The organism is Kribbella sandramycini (assembly GCF_013131805.1).
Taxonomy (GTDB): Bacteria; Actinomycetota; Actinomycetes; order Propionibacteriales; family Kribbellaceae; genus Kribbella; species Kribbella sandramycini.
On record NZ_JABJRC010000010.1, the window covers coordinates 19074 to 37860 of the forward strand.

Below are 18787 nucleotides of genomic sequence, written 5' to 3' on the forward strand. Positions count from 1 at the left end.
CCCGCCTCGAAGCGATTCAAGATGAGCGCGACCACCAACGAGTTCTTCCGGCACAAGCGGCTGTGGGGGCCGCGTGTCATGCAGTCCTTCGCCTTCGACACCCCGAACAACCGGCTCTTCACCGGCCAGCTGCGGTCGGAGACGGCCGCGAACAGCGGTGACATCACGCTCAGCCAGCTCGACTTCGCCGGGAACGTCCTCGGCCACATGTACCTGACCGGCTTCGGCCACGCGGTCTCGATCGGCGCCGAGGCGGTCGGCAGTACGTCGTACATCTGGACCGAGACCGACGTGGACACCGACGACGGGCGCGGCCGGCAGATCACCCGCTTCCCGTGGCAGAACGGGAAGACGCACACCACGTCATCCGTCACGAAGTGGAAGCCGATCGCGGGCGCCGCCAACTGCACCCCCGCCGTCGACCAGCGCTTCGGCCGCGTCGGCATCCGGCACCGGCGGTCGAACGGCATGCACATCAACATCTACTCGCTGGCCGCCGCGCGGACGGGCGATTTTTCCACCGTCCTCGCGTCCTTCAAACAGCCGGCCCTCACCCCCGGCGTCGACTTCCAGGGCTGGACCCTCTACGGCTCCTACGTCTACTTCTGGGAAGGCGAGGCCTACCCCGGCGACCCCGACGAGACCAAAGCCAACTCCAAACTCTGGTGCTACGACATCAACGCCGGCCAACTCGTCGACTCCTTCCTGACCCTCGCCGGCAAAAGCCTCACCTACCGCGAAGCCGAAGGCATCGCCGTCTACGGCTCCACCGACGCCACCGCCCGCCTCTACTTCGGCTTCGCCTCCGGCCTGGAAGGCGACCGCCGAGCCAACCTCTTCTACCGCAACACCCTGGTCTGAGAATTACTGGGCGACGCCGTACAGGCGGTCGCCGGCGTCGCCCAGGCCGGGGACGATGTAGCCCTTTTCGTTCAAGTGGGAGTCCATGGCGGCTACTACGAGGGTGCAGGGGACGTTGAGGTGGTCGAGTTCGCGTTCGATGCGGGTGACGCCTTCGGGGGCGGCGAGGAGGCAGATGGCGGTGATGTGGTCGGCGCCGCGGTCGACGAGGAACTGGATGGCGGCGGCGAGGGTGCCGCCGGTGGCGAGCATCGGGTCGAGGACGTAGCACTGGCGGCCGGAGAGGTCTTCGGGGAGGCGCTCGGCGTACGTCGAGGCGTCCAGGGTCTCCTCGTTGCGGATCATCCCGAGGAAGCCGACCTCGGCGGTCGGCAACAGCCGCGTCATCCCCTCGAGCATGCCCAGGCCGGCCCGCAGGATCGGCACCACCAGCGGCTTCGGCGAGGTGAGTTTGACGCCCTCGGCCGCGGCGACCGGGGTCTGCACGGTGGTCGGGCCGGTCCGCACGTCGCGGGTCGCCTCGTAGGCGAGCAGCGTGACGAGCTCCTCGGTCAGCCGCCGGAACGTGGGCGAGTCCGTGCTCTCGTCCCGCAGCGTGGTGAGCTTGTGGGCGACGAGCGGGTGGTCCACGACGAGGATCTGCATAACCCGGAACGCTACCGTCGGCGATTCGTCCCGCGAAACCACCAGCCGCCCTAGGCTTGAAAGTGCATTGGTTTGTACCCTCTTCGCCCCAAGGGGAGTGCCGATGACCGAGGACGCCGCGAACCCGCCCCGCCCGCGCCTGGTCGCGCCCCGCCGCGACCTCGACCGCCTGCACCGCCGCGCCGAGTTCCTCCGCGAACTCGAAGAAGCCAAAGCCCTCCGCGACCGCATCGCCCCCCGCCGCGCCCGCGTCCGCCGCCTCCGCGAGGCCATGCGGCGCGCGACCTACCACCACTGACCCCGTTTCGCCAGGCCATCACAATCGCCCGTCGGCGGCGGTCGCCCGCCTGGGCGGGGGCCGAGACGCAATCGTGATGGCCTGGACGGTCGGGGGGTGGGGGAGTCTGCGACTATGGCGGGGTGTCCGACGTCACAGCGGGACCGACCACCGACCTCGACTTCGCGATCGCCGCCTACGCCGAGGACGGCGTGTGGACGGTGACGCCGTTGGTGTTGCGTGGGGAGCCGGAGTTGTCGGCGGTGGTTTCGGCGTTGTTGCGGTATCCCGGGGAGGCCGGGGTGCTGGGGATGATCTCGGTGGACGAGGACTTCTTCGTCGTGATCCGGGTGGTCGGCGGGCGGGCGCGGTTGCTGATCTCCGATGTGACGGCGGCGACCGAGTGGCCGTTGGCGCGGCAGGTGGTGGACGAGCTGGACATCCCGCTGGCCGATGACGACGACGAGCAGGTGCCGGCCGGTGACCTGGCGATCGTGGCCGACCTGGGGATGAGCGCGATGGATCTCGGCGCGCTCTGCGACGACGTCGACCTCTACCCGGAGGAGATGCTCGAGGAGATCGCCGACGCGCTGGGCTTCGGCACCCAGTTCCAGGAGGCGATCGAAGCTCTTGGCTAGCCCGGCACTGCAGCGCGAATGGGCCCGGCTGATGACGCTGGCCCTGGAGGAGGCCGAGCTCGCGCTGCCCGACGTACCGATCGGCGCGATCGTGATCGATGCCGAGGGCACCGTGATCGGCCGCGGTCACAACGAACGTGAGACCACCGGCGACCCGACGGCGCATGCCGAGGTGCTGGCGCTCCGCGACGCCGCCCGGCAGGTGGGCGAGTGGCGGCTCACCGGCTGCACCCTCGTCGTCACGCTGGAGCCGTGCACGATGTGCGCGGGCGCGATCGTGCTGTCCCGGATCGAGCGGCTGATCTTCGCGGCGTACGACGAGAAGGCGGGCGCCGTCGGCTCGCTGTGGGACGTCGTCCGGGACCGCCGGCTCAACCATCGGCCGGCCGTGACCGGCGGCGTCATGGCCGATGTGGCCGGCGCCCGGCTCCGCGATTTCTTTTCTGGGCACAGGTCTTGATAGCCTCTGCGGCGGTGGCGTGTCCGAGCGGCCGAAGGAGCGCGCCTCGAAAGCGCGTGACGGGTACCCCCCGTCCGAGGGTTCAAATCCCTCCGCCACCGCCAACTGCCCGCGAGGGTGGATGTAGGACCGAAGACCCTGACGCCGTGTGATGCGCCAGGGTCTTCGTTTCTCCAGATGATGCTCGGGACCGAACCTCGACGAGAGGGGCCCCACCGGTGGACGTGGAACAGCTCGACCAGATTCTGCTCGGCGGGGCCGTGGTGTTGCTGGTCGCGGTGATCGCGGTTCGGCTGTCCGGCCGCCTGGGCCTCCCGTCGCTGCTGATCTATCTCGGGATGGGCCTGCTGCTCGGCGAGTCCGGGCCGGGGCACATCCATTTCGAGGATGCCCAGATCGCGCATGCGCTCGGTTTCGCGGCGCTCGTCATCATCCTCACCGAGGGCGGTCTGACCACCCGGTGGAACGAAGTCCGCCCGGTGATGCCGCTCGGGCTGGTGCTGGCGACGGCCGGCGTCGCGATCAGCGTCGGCGTCGTGGCCTGTATCGCGCACTACATCCTCGGGCTCGATTGGCAGATCGCCGTCCTGATCGGCGCGGTGACCTCCCCGACGGACGCCGCCGCCGTGTTCTCCGTGTTGCGCCGAGTCCCGATCAGACCGCGGTTGCGCGGCGCGCTGGAGGCGGAGTCCGGCCTCAACGACGCCCCGACCGTCCTGCTCGTCACCCTGGTCAGCACGGGTGCCACCGCCGAACACGGCTGGCTCTACTTCACCGGCCTGGTCGCCTACGAGCTGATCGTCGGCGCGCTCTTCGGCTTCGTGATCGGCTGGATCAGCGTCGGCCTGATCCGCCGGGTCGCCCTCGGCTCGGCCGGTCTGTACCCGCTGGCCGTCGTCTCGCTCGCGATCATCTCGTACGCCGGTGGCACCGTCCTGCTGCACGTATCAGGGTTCGCCGCCGTCTACGTGACCTCGCTGGTCCTCGGCCGCGCCGAGCTGCCGCACCGGATGGCGACCCGCTCGTTCGTCGACGGGCTCGCCTGGCTGGCGCAGATCGGGCTGTTCGTGATGCTCGGCCTGCTCGCGTCCCCGGGCCGGATCGGGCTGAACGACGTCCTGATCGCGCTGGTGATCGGCATCGCGGTCACGGTCGTGGGCCGGTTCCTCGCGGTGCTGGTGTCGGCGACGCCGTTCAAGGTTCCCTGGCGGGAGCAGGCGTTCATCTCCTGGGCGGGGCTGCGCGGCGCCGTCCCGATCGTGCTGGCGACGATCCCGCTCGCCGAGCAGGTCCCGCAGGCGACCCGGATCTTCGACATCGTCTTCGTCCTGGTCCTGCTGTTCACGCTGCTCCAGGGCCCTTCGCTGCCTTGGCTGGCCAAGAAGCTCCGGGTGCTCGACGAGAACGCGTCGTTCGAGGTCGAGATCGACGTCGCGCCGCTGGAGTCGCTCGGCGCGGACATGCTCCAGGTGCATGTGCCGAGCGAGTCCCGGCTGGCGGGGGTCGAGGTCGGCGAGCTGCGGCTCCCGGCCGGGGTCTCGGTCTCGCTGATCATCCGGGACGACAAGACCTTCGTCCCGGAGCGGCGGACCGTACTCCGGGCCGGCGACGCGCTGCTGGTCGTTGCCCCCAGCCCGCTCCGCGAGCAGACCGCGCGCCGGTTGCGCGCGATCTCGCGGGCCGGCCGCCTGGCCGGATGGTTCGGCGAACGCGGCCGCGAGAGCTACTGACGGCGAATCAGTTCGGGTTCTGGCCCTTGGGGATCGGCTGCGGGGTGTAGATGACCGGCAGGCAGATCGTGCCGTCGCCGGGGACGGGTGCGGACGCCGCGCCCTTGTCCTTCAGCTTGGTGTACCCGCGGCCGAGGACCAGGTCGACGGTGTGGTCGTCGCGGGAGTCGCCGACCCGGATCGGCTTCTGGGCGAGCTGGCCGACGACCAGCTGCAGCTCGGGAGCCACGTCGGTGTTACCGCGGACGGCGACCACGTCGATCTTGTCGCCCTTGGGCTCGTTGGCCACCTTGGCGATGTGGAAACCGCGCTTCTTCAGCAGGTCGGCGACCTTCCGCGCGGTACCGCCCGGGGCGCCGCCGTTGTAGACGTTCACCGAGACCTTCTGCGGCACCAGGCGGTTGTTCTCGACCTTCTGCTCGACGCAGGTCGGGCCGGCGCTGGAGTTGATCAGCGAGTTCCAGCCCCACCAGACGCCGCCGATCAGCACGACGAGCAGGATCACCATCGTGATCGGCGTCCGCCAGTGGATCCGCGCGAACGGGCTGGGCTGTGGCTGCAAGGCGGTCATCGTGATCAGTCCACGACCAGGACCCGGGCGTGCAGGACCAGACGCTGCTGCAGTGCGGCGCGCAGCGCGCGGTGCAAACCGTCCTCCAGGAACATCTCACCCCTCCATTCGACGACGTGGGCGAACAGGTCGCCGTAGAACGTCGAGTCCTCGTCCAGGAGCGCGTTCAGGTCGAGAGTCCCCTTGGTGGTGACCAATTGGTCCAGCCGGACCTGCCGTGGTGGCAGAGCAGACCAGTCCTTCGGCTTGAGCCCGTGGTCCGGGTACGGCCGTTCCTCCCCGACGCGCTTGAAGATCACCCCCCGAAGTCTAGCGGTGTCCGAGGTCTCGTGGTTGGTCGTTTACCTCACCGGAGCAGTCCGGAACAAGGATCAACCTTTTGGATGAGCCGGACGTCATACTCAGGTTGTAGGACAGCCTGTCCACCTGTTGCCGGACGGCCGCGGACGGCGTGCGCTCCTAGGATCGCCGTATGTCGGGCACCGTGCGGCTCAGGCCGCCCAGCAATGCACTGGACCACCGCGTCGTCGCCGTCTGGCGGACGACCGCTGGGATCGTTTTCGGCCCACCTGTCCTGGTGCTGGCCCTGCTCGGGCTGCTCATCCCGCCCGCTCGGGTCTGGTTACTCGTCCCGGCCGCCGTGATCGCGCTGGTCGCACTTCCGTACCTCACCGCGCTCCCGCGCTGGTGGTACGGCGTCCATCGCTGGGAGGTCACCGACGATGCCGTGTACACCCGGGCCGGCTATTTCTGGCAGGAGTGGCGGGTCGCGCCGATGTCCCGGATCCAGACCGTCGACACGCTTCGCGGGCCGATCGAGCAGGCGTTCGGGCTGTCGACCCTCGTCGTCACCACGGCCTCGGCCAAGGGCGCGCTCAAGATCCGCGGGCTCGAGCAGGAGGTCGCCGCCGACCTTGCCGAGCGGCTGACCGCGATCACCCAGGCGACGCCGGGCGACGCCACATGAGCGACTGGCAGCGGCTCGACCCGAAGGCAGTCGCCGTCGCCGCCGTCCTCGGGGCCGGGGTGGCCGGCGCGGCCGGAGTCCCGACCGCGGCGGGGATCGCGAGCGGTACGTCGTGGCCGGTCGCACTGCTCTGGGTCGTCCCGCCCGTGGTGCTGCTGATCGTTGGCGCGGCAGTTCTCGAGCACGTGCGCTGGCGGCGGACGCAGTACCGGATCAGCGCCGACCGGGCCGAGCTGCACTCGGGCCTGGTCGTACTGCGCCGCCGGACCCTCACCCGGGATCGCATCCGTAGCGTCGACCTCACCGCGAACCCGATCCTCCGGATCTTCGGCCTGGTCGCGGTCCGGATCGGTACCGGCGAGCAGACGGACGCCGGCGAGGGCACGCTGACCCTGACGCCGGTGACTCGGGCCGAGGGGGAGCGGCTCCGGCAGGAGCTGCTGCGCGGAGCGACCACCGAGACCGACGGGACGCTCGCCCAGCTGGATCCGGGGTGGATCCGGTACGCGCCGACGTCGTTCGTCGTCCCGGTGCTCGGGTTCGGCGCGGGCGGCGCGGTCATGCAGGTGTCGCAGTGGTTCGGGCTGCAGGAGGAGCTGATCGACTGGGTCCAGAGCCTGTCCAGCGGAGTACCGCTGCTTTTCGTCCTCCTCATCCTGGCAGCGCTGCTGATGGTCGTCGGCGTGATCGGCTCGCTCGGCCTCTTCGTCGAGATGTGGTGGAACTACCGGTTGGACCGCGAGCCGGGGACGCTGCGGGTCCGCCGGGGCCTGTTCACCACCCGCTCGATCTCGGTCGAGGAGCGCCGGTTGCGCGGGGTCGACGTGGTCGAGCCGCTGGGCGCCCGGCTGCTCGGCGCCGCCCGGGTGGACGCGATCGCGACCGGGCTCGCGCAGCAGACGGACGACGAGAAGACCGACCACAAGACGTTGTTGCCGGTGGCCCCGAAGGGGCTGGCCGATCGGATCGCGGCCGCAGTACTGCGGGAAGAAGTCGCGCCGACCGCGGCCGCTCGGTTGACGCCGCACCCCCGGGCCGCGTTCGGCCGGCGGCTGCGGATCGCGGTGACCGTTGCCTTGGTCCCGGTTCTGCTCCTGACCGGGCTCGGTGTCTGGCTGACCGGCGTCCTGATTCAGCTGGCCGCCGTCCTCGCCGTCCTGGCGTTGCCCGCAGCGGTGTTGCTGGCTCGGGAGTCGTACCGCTCGCTCGGCCACGGTCTGACCGGCAACTACCTGGTCACCCGCTCCGGCGCCCTGCGCCGCTCGACCGCGGCCCTGCAACGCGACGGCGTGATCGGCTGGCGGATCCGGCAGACGATCTTCCAGCGCCGCCTCGGCCTGGCGACCTTCAGCGCCGTCACGGCCGCGGGCTCGGGCGCCTACTCGATCCGGGACGCCGACGCCGACGAAGGGCTCGTGTTCGCAGAGAGCGCCGTACCCGACCTACTCACGCCATTTACCACTAGCATCACGACCGGGTAGTTCCGTCAACCGGGGAAAGGCGCGCTGAGATGGCTGAGAAGGCCGACGTCGTGGAGACCGTCAAGCAGGGGTACGCGTTCGAAGGGGCCGCGGTCGAGCTCGGCGCGCTGCTGGTGGACGGCGAACCCGCGCCCGATGCGGCGGTGCGGATCCCGCTGTCGATGGTGAACCGGCACGGCCTGGTGGCCGGCGCGACCGGTACCGGTAAGACGAAGACGCTGCAGCTGATGGCCGAGCAGCTGTCGGCCGCCGGGGTCGCGGTGTTCGCGGCCGATATCAAGGGCGACCTGTCCGGCATCTCGCAGCCGGGGGAGAGCAGTGAGAAGCTGCTGGCCCGGACGAAGACGATCGGCCAGGAGTGGACGGCGACCGGCTTTCCGACCGAGTTCTACGCGCTCGGCGGTCAGGGCGCCGGCATCCCGATCCGCGCCACGGTCACCTCGTTCGGGCCGGTGCTGCTGTCCAAGGTGCTCGGGCTGAACGACGTCCAGGAGTCGTCGCTCGGGCTGATCTTCCACTACGCCGACAAGCAGGGCCTGACCCTGCTCGACATCAAGGACCTGCGCGCGGTCATCACGCACCTGACCAGTGACGAGGGCAAGGGCGACCTGAAGGAGCTCGGCGGTCTGTCCGCCGCGACCGCCGGGGTGATCCTGCGCGCGCTGATCGGGTTCGCCGACCAGGGCGCCGAGGCGTTCTTCGGCGAGCCCGAGTTCGACACCGCGGACCTGCTCGCCCAGCGCGACGGCAAGGGCGTCATCTCGCTGCTCGAGCTGCCGAACCTGCAGGACCGGCCGGCGCTGTTCTCCACCTTCCTGATGTGGCTGCTGGCCGACCTGTTCCACGACCTGCCCGAGGTCGGCGACGCCGACAAGCCGAAGCTGGTCTTCTTCTTCGACGAGGCGCACCTGCTCTTCAACGACGCCTCGAAGGCCTTCCTGGACTCGATCGCCCAGACCGTCCGGCTGATCCGGTCGAAGGGCGTCGGCGTCTTCTTCGTCACCCAGACCCCGAAGGACGTGCCGGACGACGTCCTCGCCCAGCTCGGCTCACGCGTCCAGCACCAGCTGCGCGCGCACACGCCGAACGACGCCAAGGCGCTCAAGGCGACCGTGTCGACCTTCCCGAACTCGGCGTACGACCTGGGCGAGGTGCTCACCCAGCTCGGGATCGGCGAGGCGATCGTGACCGTGATGAACGAGAAGGGCGCGCCGACGCCGGTCGCCTGGACGCGGCTGCGCGCGCCGCAGTCCCTGATGGCGCCGGCGCCCGCCGACCAGCTGACCGCGGCGGTGGCCGCTTCGCCGAACAACGCGAAGTACGCGCAGGTGGTCGACCGGGAGTCGGCGTACGAGCTGCTGGCGGCGAAGGTGCAGGCCGGGGCCGCGCAGGCCGAGGCCGAGCGGCAGGCCGCTGAGCAGGCCAAGCAGCAGCAACAGTCGGAGCAGCCCGCGCCGCGCGGGCGGGCGCCGAAACCGGAGAAGTCGATGGTCGAGCAGGTGATCGGCTCGTCGGCGTTCAAGCAGTTCGCCCGGACCGCCGGCCGCGAGATCGTCCGCGGTCTGTTCGGCGCCGCCCGTCGCCGTAAATAACAACTGGCGGTAACCGAGCTGACCACTTGGTGGGGTCCGCTCAGCGGACCTCGCCGAGGATCCTCCGGCTTTCAGCGGCAGCCTCCGGAAACCTTTTCGAGACCGGCCGGTCCGCGGATTCTTCAGGTAATTAAGGCGGCGACGCGTTTGATGATTGATCAAACGACTGAATCGGTTGGGATCGATCATCGTTCCCAACTGGTTATCCACAGCACGCCGTCGCGGATTGGGAGCAGACGCTCACACGTCGTACCGTGGGGGTAATGGTTGCGCAGAGTAGGCGATCGGTACGGAAATGGGCGCTCTGGACCTTGACGGTCCCGGCGTTCACTCTTGTCGTGCTCGTCGACTTCGCCGCCATCGGGTACGCCGTCGAGGCGTTCACCGAGTTGCCGAGCTGGCGCGGGGTCGACGTGGTGCTCGCGCTCTCGATCGCGGCCCTGATCACCGTCGAGGGCGCCCGCCGGGTGGAGAACCGGCGCAGCCGCGGCGGCGCCTTGCACAAGGATCTCGCCCCGGCCTGGATGATCGCGGCCGCAATCGTGCTGCAGCCGGCGCTGGCGATCCTGGTCGTGCTGCTGCTCCGCATCTGGTGGCGGGTCCGCGCCGGGAAGTGCATCCCGTACCGCTGGGCCTTCTCGACCGCGGTGCACGTGCTCGCGGTCGGCGCCGCGCATGTCGCCTTCACGGCCGCCCGTGAGCTCTTCGGCGGCAGCGAGCTCGCGCTGGTCCCGTCGATGGCCGCGGCCGCGATCGCCTTCCTGGCGACGGATGCCGCGCTCTGCGCGCTGGCGATCTACCTGATCGTCCCGGGCAGCAGCCGGCAGGATCTGGTTGGCGGTGTCGACGACCTCTGTATCGACGGGACGTCGGCGGCGTTCGGCTGCCTGCTCGCCGGGGCCTGCCTGATCAGCCCGGCGTTCGCGTTCGTCGCGATCCCGATCACGCTGACCGCGCAGCGCGCGCTGCTGCTCGGCCAGCTGGAGTCCGAGGCGCAGACCGACCCGAAGACCGAGCTCACCCGGGTCGACTGGTGGCGTCGGCAGACCGAGGAGATGCTGCGCGGCTCGCGCAGCCAGGGCGAGCCGATGGCCGTGCTGCTGATCGATATCGACCACTTCAAACAGGTCAACGATCGGCATGGGCATCTCGTCGGCGACGAGGCGCTGCGCGCGGTCGCGACGATCCTGCGCAGCGCGATCCGCGTCAAGGACGTGATCGGCCGGTTCGGCGGTGAGGAGTTCGTGATCGCGCTGCCCGATACCGGGATCGACGAGGCAACCGTCACGGCGGACCGGCTGCGTAACGCGGTCGCCGCGAGCCCGCTGGCCGCGATGTGCGCCGGCGTCCTCGACGACCCCGATCTGGATCCGGACACCTTCCAGCTGACCGTGTCGATCGGCGTCGCGGTCTACCCGGCCGATGGCGTCACGGTCGACGAGTTGCTACAGCGCGCCGACCGCGCGATGTACGCCGCGAAGGCCGCCGGGCGGAACCGGGTGCGCCTGGCGGCCGATCTGACCTCGATCACGGCCCGGGCGCAGGTCCGGCCGGTGCCGAGCGGCGCGGCCGCGCCGAACGACCTTTCTTGATCCCGCGCAGAACCTTTCGCCCCTGGACCGCGTCTTCAGCCGTGACACCTGCGGACGGAGAGCGAATGGCGACCTCGCGAAGTCGTGACGACGACTTCACGGCGTTTGTGCTGGCCAGGTCCGGGCGGTTGGTGCACTTCGCCCGGATGTTGTGCGGTGACGCCGCTCTCGCCGAGGACCTGGTGCAGGCCGCGCTGGAGAAGGCCTACCTGCGTTGGGAGCGGATCGAGCTGGCCGACCCGTTCGCGTACGTCCGGCAGGCGGTGGTGAATCAGCACCTGTCCTGGGCACGCCGTCGTCCGTGGCGCGAGCGGCCGAGCGGCGCCGCCGCCGAGCTGGACCTGTTCATCGACACCCCGCCCGACGACTCGGGCACGATCGACCGCCGGGTCTCGGTCGGCGCCGCGCTGGCGGCGCTGAGCCGCCGGGAGCGCGCGGTCGTCGTCCTGCGGTACGTCGAGGATTTGACCGAGAAAGAGGTGGCGGCTGTGCTGGGTGTGGCGGTCGGCACGGTGAAGAGCGCGAACGCGCGAGCGCTGGGGAAGCTGCGCGTCGCACCTGAGCTCGCCGGGGTGGGGGATCGAGGATGAACGACCGGAGGATGACCGAGGACGAGCTCCGCACCGCCCTCGCGCCGGACGGCCTGGTCGAGGCGCTCGACCCGGCGCGAGTGATCGCGGGCGCGCGCCGACGGCGTACGCGCGGGCTGGTCGCCGTGGCCGCCTCGGTGGCCATCGCCGCCGTCGCCGCGGCCGGCGTCGCCACCGCCCAACTCCAGGGCGGCCCCGGGCCTGCCCAGCCCGGCCCTGCGACGCCGGTGGCGCCGCCCTCGCTCTCGACGCCGACGTCACTGCAACCCCCGCCGCTCACGCCGACCTCGCCGCCGGGTACGCCGACGAAGAAGCCGTCGGTGGGTGAGACGCCGCCACCGGGCGTGACCCCAAGTGGTTCTCCGGAGCTCCCACCGGCGCGGACACCGCCGCCGGAAAGTACTCCGAGCTGACGCAGAACCTTTTCCGCAGCTGCTCGCGTCCTTCAGCCCGACCGATCGAACTGAAGGGTGCGGAGGGCAAGGATGGATGAGGCAGGCCGGAAGCGGCGGACGCTGCGACTCGCGATTGCGGGCGTCGTGGCCGCGGTGGTGATCGTGGGTGGAGTCGCGGGGACGGCGATGGCGCGCAGCGGCGGTGGCAGTCCGACCCCACCGCCAGGAACCCCCTCGACACACCCCAAGCCCCCACCGAACACCCCGACGAACACCCCCTCGGTGTACCCACCGCCCAGCACGCCGACCAAGAAGCCGTCGTACCCGCCCCCCGGGACCACGCCGACGAAGCGGCCGTCGGAGGCAACGCCGCCCCCGAGCGTGCAGCCGCCCGTGGCGACGCCGACGCCGATCGTGACGCCGACTCCGGTTGTGACGCCGACCCCGATCGTCAAGCCGCCGACGAAGTCCCCGGGGAAGTAGCTTCCGATCGAGCCGCCGGCGAGGTCCGGTGGTGACGCCCGGTCCGACCGCTGTCGGTGGCGGCTTCGACGTCGACTGTTGAGCTGCGGCCGGCGGCGGCGAGTAGCAGTCGCCTGCAGGTAGGCCGAGCTCCCGTCCGCCGATCAGTTGCGGACGGGAGTTCGCTGGGTCAGCAGGTGCTGAAGGTGCCGGCGGCGACCCAGGCCTTGGCGACGTACATGCCGGGGTGGACGCGGAGCCAGATGTTGCTGGTGCCCTGGGAGCCGCTGACGCTCTGTCCGGTGGTCTGACACTCGACGGTCACCTGCGCCGACTTGCCGGCCATACCGACGACGGCGCCGCTGGAGCTGGCTGAGTTCCGCAGGTTCAGGTAGCCCGAGGTGATCGAGACCGTGCCGCGGCCGCCGTCGCCGGTCCACAGGTAGGTGGCGTCGACCCAGGCGTTGTTGGTCAGGCCGAGACCGTCCCAGAAGGTGCCGTCGGCAAGGTCGATACCGGCCGGGTTCGCGACCGTCCGGCCGAACTGGTCCTTACCGCCGTTGTAGCCGTTCTGGTACGCCGCCTGCGACTCGGGCCGGCCCTGCGGCAGGTCCTTCCACATCTCACGCGTGGCGCTCGGGTTCCAGTAGTCGTCCTTGGTGTTCCACGGCCCGACGTCCCACACTGGTTCGAACGCGCACCGGGACGCCGTACAGACCTTGACCGAGTAGGCGCCGGAGCCCTTGCTGGACAGGCCGCGCCGGGACGGCAACGCCACAAAATGGTCGCGGCTGACGATCACATGCCCGTTGGCCGTCGTCCCGCCGACGAGCCCTTCGCGGGTCGCGAAGACGCGTGAGGTGAGCGGAGCCGCCTGCGTCGTCATCCCGCTGACCGTGGTCTTGTCGGTCGGCTGCACGCGAACCTCGCCGACCCACGGCGCCCGGCCGGTCGGCGGTGCGCTGACGATGATGCGCAGCTGCACCTGGTCACTCGCGCCGGGCAGCGCAGTCGGTACGCCGGACGCCGCCGGCGTCCACTCCGACCAGCGGTCGTTGACCCAGGCCCGGACGTCGACGTTCGCAGCGGAGCCGTCCGGCGTGCTGACGGCGTACTGCGCCAGGACGGCGGACGTCGCGGCCGGGAACCGAACCGGGGTGAGCTCGGCGAGGCCCGAGCGCTGCTTGACCTCGGTCGAGCCGACCGCGGCCGGCGCATCGCCGAGGACGATCCGGTCGTTCGCGAGTTTCACATTGCTGGAATTGCTGATCGTCGCGCCGGAAATCGGCTCCGGCGACGAGGCGGCGCTCGGCAGGCTGATGGTCAGCGCTGTGACCAGACAGGCTGCGAGCACGGTGGCACGGGTGATACGCATGGGCTGAACCTCCGGGGCGGTGAGGTGCTGCGTCGTTCGCAGGACCCAATGTGACAAAGAAACCGCACATCTGTACAGCCTGTGAATAAACTTCTCCGAAGGAGTTGGTGACAGAACAGAACCTAGCCGGTCACTCAAAGGGTTTGGATCCATGTGACAGAGGCAGAGGAGATTCGATGACCCGGACCGCGGACGCCGACTTCGAGCGCTTCGTGCAGACCCAGTCGACCCCCTTGCTCCGCTTCGCGGAGATGCTGTGCGGCGATCGGCACACTGCCGAAGACCTCGTCCAGCAGGCGTTGATGCGGTCGTATCCGAAATGGCACCGATTGGACGGCGATCAACTGCGCTACGTCCGGCGGGTGCTGGTCAACCGATTCCTCACCCAGGCCCGCCGGCGCTGGAACAACGAAGTACCCAGTGATCCGGTTGAGAACGATTGGGACCAGCGAGCGGTAGCGGACTTCGCCCAGCAGGTGCAGACCAGAGAGGCCGTGCTCTCGGCCTTGGCCGGTCTGACTGTTCGGGAGAGAGCCGTCGTCGCGCTGCGCTACTCGCAGGATCTCTCCGAGGCCGAGACCGCCGAGCTGCTCGGTATGGCGGCCGGGACCGTGAAGAGCACGGCCTCCCGGGCGCTTGCCAAGTTGCGTCTGGCACCCGACCTGATCGACAGCGGAGTTGGAGGAAACTGATGAGTGACGAGCAGCTGCGCAGTGCGCTCGAGTACGACCTGGAGCCGTTCGCGCCGAACGCCGGCGAGCTGATGCGGCGCGGGAAGCGGCTGGCCTGGGTCCGTCGCGGGCTGGCCGCCGCGGGTGTGACGGCCCTCGCCGGAACGGTGGCCACCGTATCCGCCGCGGTCGGGGGGCCTGCCCCCGTGAAGAACCTGTTCGCCGGGGCCCCGAAGCCTCCGGCGGTCGTCGTGCCAACCGACACCCCGAAGCCGTCGGTCGACCCGAGCTGCCTGCCGGCCAAGCCGAAGCTGCCCAAGGTGGTTGTGAAGGTCGACAAGACCATCGACCCGAACCAGCAGCCGACGGTTCCGGCGGTACCGAAGCCCGACGTGCCGCAGCCCGAGCTGCCGAAGCCGAGTGTCGAGCAGCCGAAGCTGCCGGCCAAGCCGTCCGTGCCGACGGCCAAGCCGTCGCTGCCGAACGTGCCGACCGCGAAGCCGAGCTTCCCGACGACCAAGCCGTCGTTCCCGAACCCGTCGGTGCCGACCGCCAAGCCGTCGCTGCCGGGTAAGCCGAGCCTGCCGACGACGAAGCCGTCGCTGCCCGGTAAGCCCTCGTTGCCGACCGCGAAGCCGTCGCTGCCGACGACCAAACCGTCGCTGCCGGGCAAGCCGAGCCTGCCCGCGAAGCCGACTCTGCCGGGCAAGCCGACCCTGCCCGCGCTGCCCGACTGCGTGGACGGCGTCCCGTCGGTCCCCTCGGTGCCGAAGCCGTCGGCCCCCGCGCCGAACAAGCCCTCGGTCCCGACCGCCAAGCCGTCGCTGCCCGCGAAACCCGCCGTCCCGACCGTGAAGGTCTCCGGCGGCGTCAAGGTGACGGTCGACCCGGGTAAGCAGCACAAGCCGGGGCTCCCGACCGCGAAGCCGTCCTTCCCCACCGCGAAGCCGAGCTTCCCGACGCCGAGCGTGCCGACCTCCTTCCCCACCGGCCAACCCTCCTCAGGCCGGTGATCCCAGGTCGCCGGTGAGGCAGGACTCGGGCGGAGATTCCCTGCCCCACCGGCGATCCCATCGTCCCCGCACCCGCCGGGGCACCCGAAAGAACCCCGTACCGGCATCCTCCCCCCGCTGCCGGTACGGGGTTTCGGTTTGTCTAGAAGGCCCGCAGGAAGTCGGCGGTCGCCTCGTCGGCCGGGTAGAACGACTCGATCATCAGCTCGGACACCGTGACATCGAGCGGCGTGCCGAAGGTCGCGATCGTGGTCAGGAACGACAGTTGGCGGCCCTCGTGGCTGAGCTCCAGCGGTACTACGACGTCGGTCGGGCCGGGCCGGCTCGGGCGATCCGCGGCCGCATAGCCGCGCAGCTCGTCGTACAGGTCCTGGAGGTCGGGGTCGGCGGTGGCGGCGACCTGGCGCTGCAGGCTCGCGAGCGCGGCCGCGCGGACGTCGGCGAGGTTGCCGATCCGCCGGGCCAGACCGGCCGGGTGCAGGGTCAGCCGGAGTGCGTTCATCGGTGCCTTGAGCAACGATTCGTCGACGTCGGTGGTGAAGAGGCGGGCGCCGGCGTTCGCCTCGACGATGTTCCACCAGCGGTCGACGACGAGCGCCGGGTACGGCTGGTGGGCGTCGAGCAGGCGGCGCAGCGTGCTGCGGATCGCCAGCATGGCCGGCGAGTGCAGCGAGGCCTCGCTGTAGATCGGCGCGTAGCCGCCGGCCAGCAGTAACTGATTGCGATCACGCAGTGGCACGTCGAGGTGCTCGGCCAGCCGCAGCACCATCTCCTGACTGGGCCGGGACTTACCCGTCTCAACGAAGCTGACGTGCCGGGTCGACACCTCGACCCGATTCGCCAACTCCAACTGGCTAAGGCGTCGCTGCTCACGCCATGCACGCAACAGCTCACCCACTGGTCGCTGGAACGTCACCGTCATCCTCCGACAGTAGCCGCCCGCGCACGGGCGGCGAGCTTCGTGGGTCGGTAAGAAAATGACGGACAGTAAAAGGCGCTGAGTGAGCCCGGTCACGTCGTAGGTTGCCGACCATGTGGAAAAAGCTGAGTGGGGTGGGGGTTGTCGGCGTCCTGCTCGCGGCAGCCGTGCCGGGGGGTGCGGCGGTCGCGACCGGGCCGAAGTGGGACAAGTGCACGCCGGAAGGTATCGAGCTGTGCACCACGCTGAAGGTGCCGCTGGACTGGTCGAAGCCGTCCGGCCCGACGACGAACGTGTTCGTCGTCAAGGTGCCCGCGCGAGACCAGTCGAAGAAGCGTGGCGCGATCGTGTTCAACCCCGGTGGGCCGGGCGGCGCGGGCGGCTCGATCTACGCCGCCGGGATGGCCGATCAGGTGATGGGCCCGCTGCGGGACAAGTACGACCTGGTGAGCTTCGACCCGCGGGGGACGGGCGCGAGCAGCCAGCTCGACTGCGGGCCGGTGTTGCGTCCCGGCGTACCGGTGTTCCCGAAGAACAAGGCCGAGTACGACCGGATGGTCGCGTCCAGCCGGGCGACCGGGCAGGCCTGCCTGAAGAAGCACGGCAACCTGATGCGCAACCTGGACACCCGGACGGCGGCGCGCGACATCGACGCGATCCGGGCCGCGCTGGGCGAGCGCAAGCTGAGCTTCTTCGGGATGTCGTACGGCTCGTTCATGGGCACGGTCTACGCGCAGCTGTTCCCGCAGCGCGTCGACCGGATGCTGCTCGACGGGATCGTCGACCACTCGCAGGGCTCGCAGCGCTTCATGCTCGAAGAGGCCAAGGAGATGGAGAGCGAGTTCAACGCTTTCATCAAGTGGTGCGCCACCGACAAGGCCTGTGAGCTGCACGGGCAGAACGTCGGCAAGCTGTGGGACGACACCGTTCGCAAGGCCGACAAGACGCCGCTACCCGGCGGGTCGATCCCGGTCACCGGCGACGTGATGCGGATGGCGCTGCCCGCGCTGCTGCCGAAGATCGTCGACTTCGGCGCCGACTGGACCAACCTTGCCGGCGCGCTCGCCAAGGCGGCCAAGGGCGACGGCTCCGGCTTCTACTCCAGCTACATCGGGTATGCCGAGACCGCTTACGCCGCCGTCTCCTGTATGGACCTCCCCGGCGAGCTGAAGGGGTACGCCGACGCCCGCGCCCGCATCACCCTCGCACGCGCTGTGGCGCCCCGCGTGGGCGCTGCCGTCGAGGGCTGGATCATGGCGGCCGCCTGCTCCGGCTGGCCGATCCCACCGAGCAACCCGTGGGCCGCGACCCCGATCAAGAACACTCCGACGATTCTGATCGCCACCGCGACCCATGACCCGTCCACCCCGATCGCCGGGGCGCGCGGCCTGCACCGCCAGATCCGCAACAGTCATCTGCTGGTCGCCGAGGCGCACGGGCACACGGCGTACTTCAACTCCCAGTGCGCCCGCGAGGCCGTTACGGCGTACTTCCTGGACGGCAAGCTGCCCGCGCGGCGGGCCTGCTACTGAGGTGACTCCGAGCTCGGCGGGCGCATCCTGGGAGAGATGCACCCGCCGGGGCCGGTCGTTCTCCCGCCCCTCAGTGGGAGAACTCGCGGCTCGGTGAGCATCACCCATGCCCGAATGACACCGACTGAACCGCGGGACGCACCTATAGGTACCCCACTCGAGTGAGATGCACACACTCGGAACCGGGGTGAGTCGCGGAATCTTTGCGTTACTCGAACATCGACAAGGCCCCACCGGTAGCAGCCGGTGGGGCCTTGGTGGTCCACTACCGCCCGGGCACTCCCGGTGCAGCTGTGGAGGTGGAGAGCGGAACCGACGCCGATGCAGGGGTCAAGACGTCAGCTCCGCTTGTCTGTGTTGAGTTATCCCTTCGGGTCCACGGCCCACACGTGGGCGTGGTGGAACTCCAGGTGCTGCCGCATGGCAGCCGGAGTGCCGACCGAACCGAGGTGGTGCATCGCGGGTACGACGACCGCCCGGACGTCGGACCGCTTCACCTCCTCGAGCAGTGCGTGGAAAGCCGCGGACTCGGCCGTGTCGCGCTCGGTGTAGACCGTGCCGAGGGTGAACCCCTCCGCGCTGGCGAAGGCGGCGAGCGAATGCGTCGCCGCGGCCAGCTCCTCCGCGCAACTGAGCGCGTCGGCCCGCACGTATCCGAGTAGCGTCGGCCGGGTGGTCATCGTCCCGGACCCGCCACGGCGCCCGCGGGCACCGGCTCGCTCGTCACCCGGAGGGAGGCGAACCGGCGCCGCATGGCTTCCTCGTACTGCGCTGCCTGCTCCGCGGTGGCGGTGTGGTCCGCGATCGGGTGAGCGCCGAACCAGACCCGCACGCGGTGCTGCGGTGCGGTGTTTTCCAGCGACTCGGTCATCAGCGGTCCTTCTTCGGCAGTGGTTCGATCGGCACCCCGGACGACTTTGTCCGGCGCTGAGAAAAGAACACATCACCCACCGCTACCTGAGGAACACTTCCGCAGGGACCTTTACACAGCCTTGACGGAGAGTAGGGAATGCCTG

22 protein-coding genes and 1 tRNA gene are annotated in these 18787 nt (G+C 69.9%); 16 read left to right on the forward strand and 7 right to left on the reverse strand.

Annotated elements, in window-relative coordinates; translation table 11 throughout:
- The first annotated feature begins 21 nt into the window (after positions 1-21).
- Complete coding sequence (locus HPO96_RS32105) at positions 22-861, forward strand: phage baseplate protein (RefSeq protein WP_171678168.1); 840 nt, start codon at positions 22-24, stop codon at positions 859-861.
- A 3-nt stretch (positions 862-864) separates the two neighbouring features.
- Here the strand turns inward: HPO96_RS32105 and upp are convergent, their stop codons facing one another.
- Positions 865-1506 carry a uracil phosphoribosyltransferase gene (gene upp / locus HPO96_RS32110; RefSeq protein WP_171678169.1) on the reverse strand — a complete coding sequence of 214 codons (642 nt, stop codon included), beginning with the start codon at positions 1504-1506 and terminating at the stop codon, positions 865-867.
- A 103-nt stretch (positions 1507-1609) separates the two neighbouring features.
- Here upp and HPO96_RS32115 point away from each other — a divergent pair, with 103 nt between their 5' ends.
- The 5 genes from HPO96_RS32115 to HPO96_RS32135 all read left to right on the forward strand — a co-directional run bounded on the left by HPO96_RS32115 (position 1610) and on the right by HPO96_RS32135 (position 4611).
- Positions 1610-1804 carry a hypothetical protein gene (locus HPO96_RS32115; RefSeq protein ID WP_171678170.1) on the forward strand — a complete coding sequence of 65 codons (195 nt, stop codon included), beginning with the start codon at positions 1610-1612 and terminating at the stop codon, positions 1802-1804.
- A gap of 122 nt (positions 1805-1926) precedes the next feature.
- Positions 1927-2421 carry a tRNA adenosine deaminase-associated protein gene (locus HPO96_RS32120; RefSeq protein ID WP_171678171.1) on the forward strand — a complete coding sequence of 165 codons (495 nt, stop codon included), beginning with the start codon at positions 1927-1929 and terminating at the stop codon, positions 2419-2421.
- Positions 2422-2452: 31 nt separating this feature from the next.
- The gene (locus HPO96_RS32125) at positions 2453-2881 is read left to right on the forward strand and encodes a nucleoside deaminase (protein WP_171678395.1); all 429 of its coding nucleotides are present in this window, start codon (positions 2453-2455) and stop codon (positions 2879-2881) included.
- A gap of 13 nt (positions 2882-2894) precedes the next feature.
- Positions 2895-2985, forward strand: a tRNA-Ser gene (locus HPO96_RS32130).
- Positions 2986-3099: 114 nt separating this feature from the next.
- Complete coding sequence (locus tag HPO96_RS32135) at positions 3100-4611, forward strand: potassium/proton antiporter (RefSeq protein WP_171678172.1); 1512 nt, start codon at positions 3100-3102, stop codon at positions 4609-4611.
- A 7-nt stretch (positions 4612-4618) separates the two neighbouring features.
- Here HPO96_RS32135 and HPO96_RS32140 read toward each other — a convergent pair whose 3' ends face one another.
- Together HPO96_RS32140 and HPO96_RS32145 are read right to left on the reverse strand one after the other, a co-directional pair.
- A complete protein-coding gene (locus tag HPO96_RS32140) occupies positions 4619-5182 on the reverse strand; it encodes a LytR C-terminal domain-containing protein (protein WP_171678173.1) in 564 nt (187 codons plus the stop codon).
- Positions 5183-5187: 5 nt separating this feature from the next.
- On the reverse strand, positions 5188-5481 hold the full coding sequence (locus tag HPO96_RS32145; protein WP_171678174.1) for a type II toxin-antitoxin system VapB family antitoxin: 294 nt from the start codon (positions 5479-5481) through the stop codon (positions 5188-5190).
- Positions 5482-5654: 173 nt separating this feature from the next.
- Between HPO96_RS32145 and HPO96_RS32150 the strand changes: the two genes are divergently transcribed.
- The 7 genes from HPO96_RS32150 to HPO96_RS32180 all read left to right on the forward strand — a co-directional run bounded on the left by HPO96_RS32150 (position 5655) and on the right by HPO96_RS32180 (position 12282).
- Positions 5655-6149 carry a PH domain-containing protein gene (locus HPO96_RS32150; RefSeq protein WP_171678175.1) on the forward strand — a complete coding sequence of 165 codons (495 nt, stop codon included), beginning with the start codon at positions 5655-5657 and terminating at the stop codon, positions 6147-6149.
- Positions 6146-7630 (forward strand): PH domain-containing protein, encoded by a 1485-nt coding sequence (locus tag HPO96_RS32155; protein WP_171678176.1) that lies wholly within the window; start codon positions 6146-6148, stop codon positions 7628-7630. Before HPO96_RS32150 ends, HPO96_RS32155 begins: the two co-directional genes overlap by 4 nt.
- A 29-nt stretch (positions 7631-7659) precedes the next feature.
- Positions 7660-9222 carry a helicase HerA-like domain-containing protein gene (locus tag HPO96_RS32160; protein ID WP_171678177.1) on the forward strand — a complete coding sequence of 521 codons (1563 nt, stop codon included), beginning with the start codon at positions 7660-7662 and terminating at the stop codon, positions 9220-9222.
- Positions 9223-9485: 263 nt separating this feature from the next.
- Positions 9486-10814, forward strand: coding sequence for a GGDEF domain-containing protein (locus HPO96_RS32165; protein ID WP_171678178.1), 1329 nt, complete (start codon positions 9486-9488; stop codon positions 10812-10814).
- 65 nt (positions 10815-10879) lie between these two features.
- Positions 10880-11404, forward strand: coding sequence for a SigE family RNA polymerase sigma factor (locus tag HPO96_RS32170; protein ID WP_171678179.1), 525 nt, complete (start codon positions 10880-10882; stop codon positions 11402-11404).
- The gene (locus HPO96_RS32175; RefSeq protein ID WP_171678180.1) at positions 11401-11817 is read left to right on the forward strand and encodes a hypothetical protein; all 417 of its coding nucleotides are present in this window, start codon (positions 11401-11403) and stop codon (positions 11815-11817) included. Before HPO96_RS32170 ends, HPO96_RS32175 begins: the two co-directional genes overlap by 4 nt.
- A gap of 72 nt (positions 11818-11889) precedes the next feature.
- On the forward strand, positions 11890-12282 hold the full coding sequence (locus HPO96_RS32180) for a hypothetical protein (RefSeq protein ID WP_171678181.1): 393 nt from the start codon (positions 11890-11892) through the stop codon (positions 12280-12282).
- Positions 12283-12451: 169 nt separating this feature from the next.
- Here the strand turns inward: HPO96_RS32180 and HPO96_RS32185 are convergent, their stop codons facing one another.
- On the reverse strand, positions 12452-13636 hold the full coding sequence (locus HPO96_RS32185; protein ID WP_171678182.1) for a hypothetical protein: 1185 nt from the start codon (positions 13634-13636) through the stop codon (positions 12452-12454).
- A 176-nt stretch (positions 13637-13812) separates the two neighbouring features.
- On the opposite strand from HPO96_RS32185, the gene HPO96_RS32190 reads away from it, so the two are divergent.
- Together HPO96_RS32190 and HPO96_RS32195 are read left to right on the forward strand one after the other, a co-directional pair.
- Positions 13813-14328, forward strand: a complete 516-nt coding sequence (locus HPO96_RS32190; protein WP_171678183.1) for a SigE family RNA polymerase sigma factor — start codon at positions 13813-13815, stop codon at positions 14326-14328.
- Entirely contained in the window at positions 14328-15320 is a 993-nt protein-coding gene (locus tag HPO96_RS32195) for a hypothetical protein (protein ID WP_171678184.1), read from the forward strand. The genes HPO96_RS32190 and HPO96_RS32195 overlap by 1 nt, the downstream gene beginning before the upstream one ends.
- Before the next feature lie 142 nt (positions 15321-15462).
- Here the strand turns inward: HPO96_RS32195 and HPO96_RS32200 are convergent, their stop codons facing one another.
- The gene (locus HPO96_RS32200) at positions 15463-16242 is read right to left on the reverse strand and encodes a helix-turn-helix transcriptional regulator (protein ID WP_171678185.1); all 780 of its coding nucleotides are present in this window, start codon (positions 16240-16242) and stop codon (positions 15463-15465) included.
- 110 nt (positions 16243-16352) lie between these two features.
- Between HPO96_RS32200 and HPO96_RS32205 the strand changes: the two genes are divergently transcribed.
- Positions 16353-17771 (forward strand): alpha/beta hydrolase, encoded by a 1419-nt coding sequence (locus HPO96_RS32205; protein ID WP_171678186.1) that lies wholly within the window; start codon positions 16353-16355, stop codon positions 17769-17771.
- A 362-nt stretch (positions 17772-18133) separates the two neighbouring features.
- Here the strand turns inward: HPO96_RS32205 and HPO96_RS32210 are convergent, their stop codons facing one another.
- Together HPO96_RS32210 and HPO96_RS32215 are read right to left on the reverse strand one after the other, a co-directional pair.
- Complete coding sequence (locus tag HPO96_RS32210; protein WP_171678187.1) at positions 18134-18451, reverse strand: recombinase family protein; 318 nt, start codon at positions 18449-18451, stop codon at positions 18134-18136.
- Positions 18448-18642, reverse strand: coding sequence for a hypothetical protein (locus tag HPO96_RS32215; protein WP_171678188.1), 195 nt, complete (start codon positions 18640-18642; stop codon positions 18448-18450). Before HPO96_RS32215 ends, HPO96_RS32210 begins: the two co-directional genes overlap by 4 nt.
- Positions 18643-18787 lie beyond the last annotated feature (145 nt).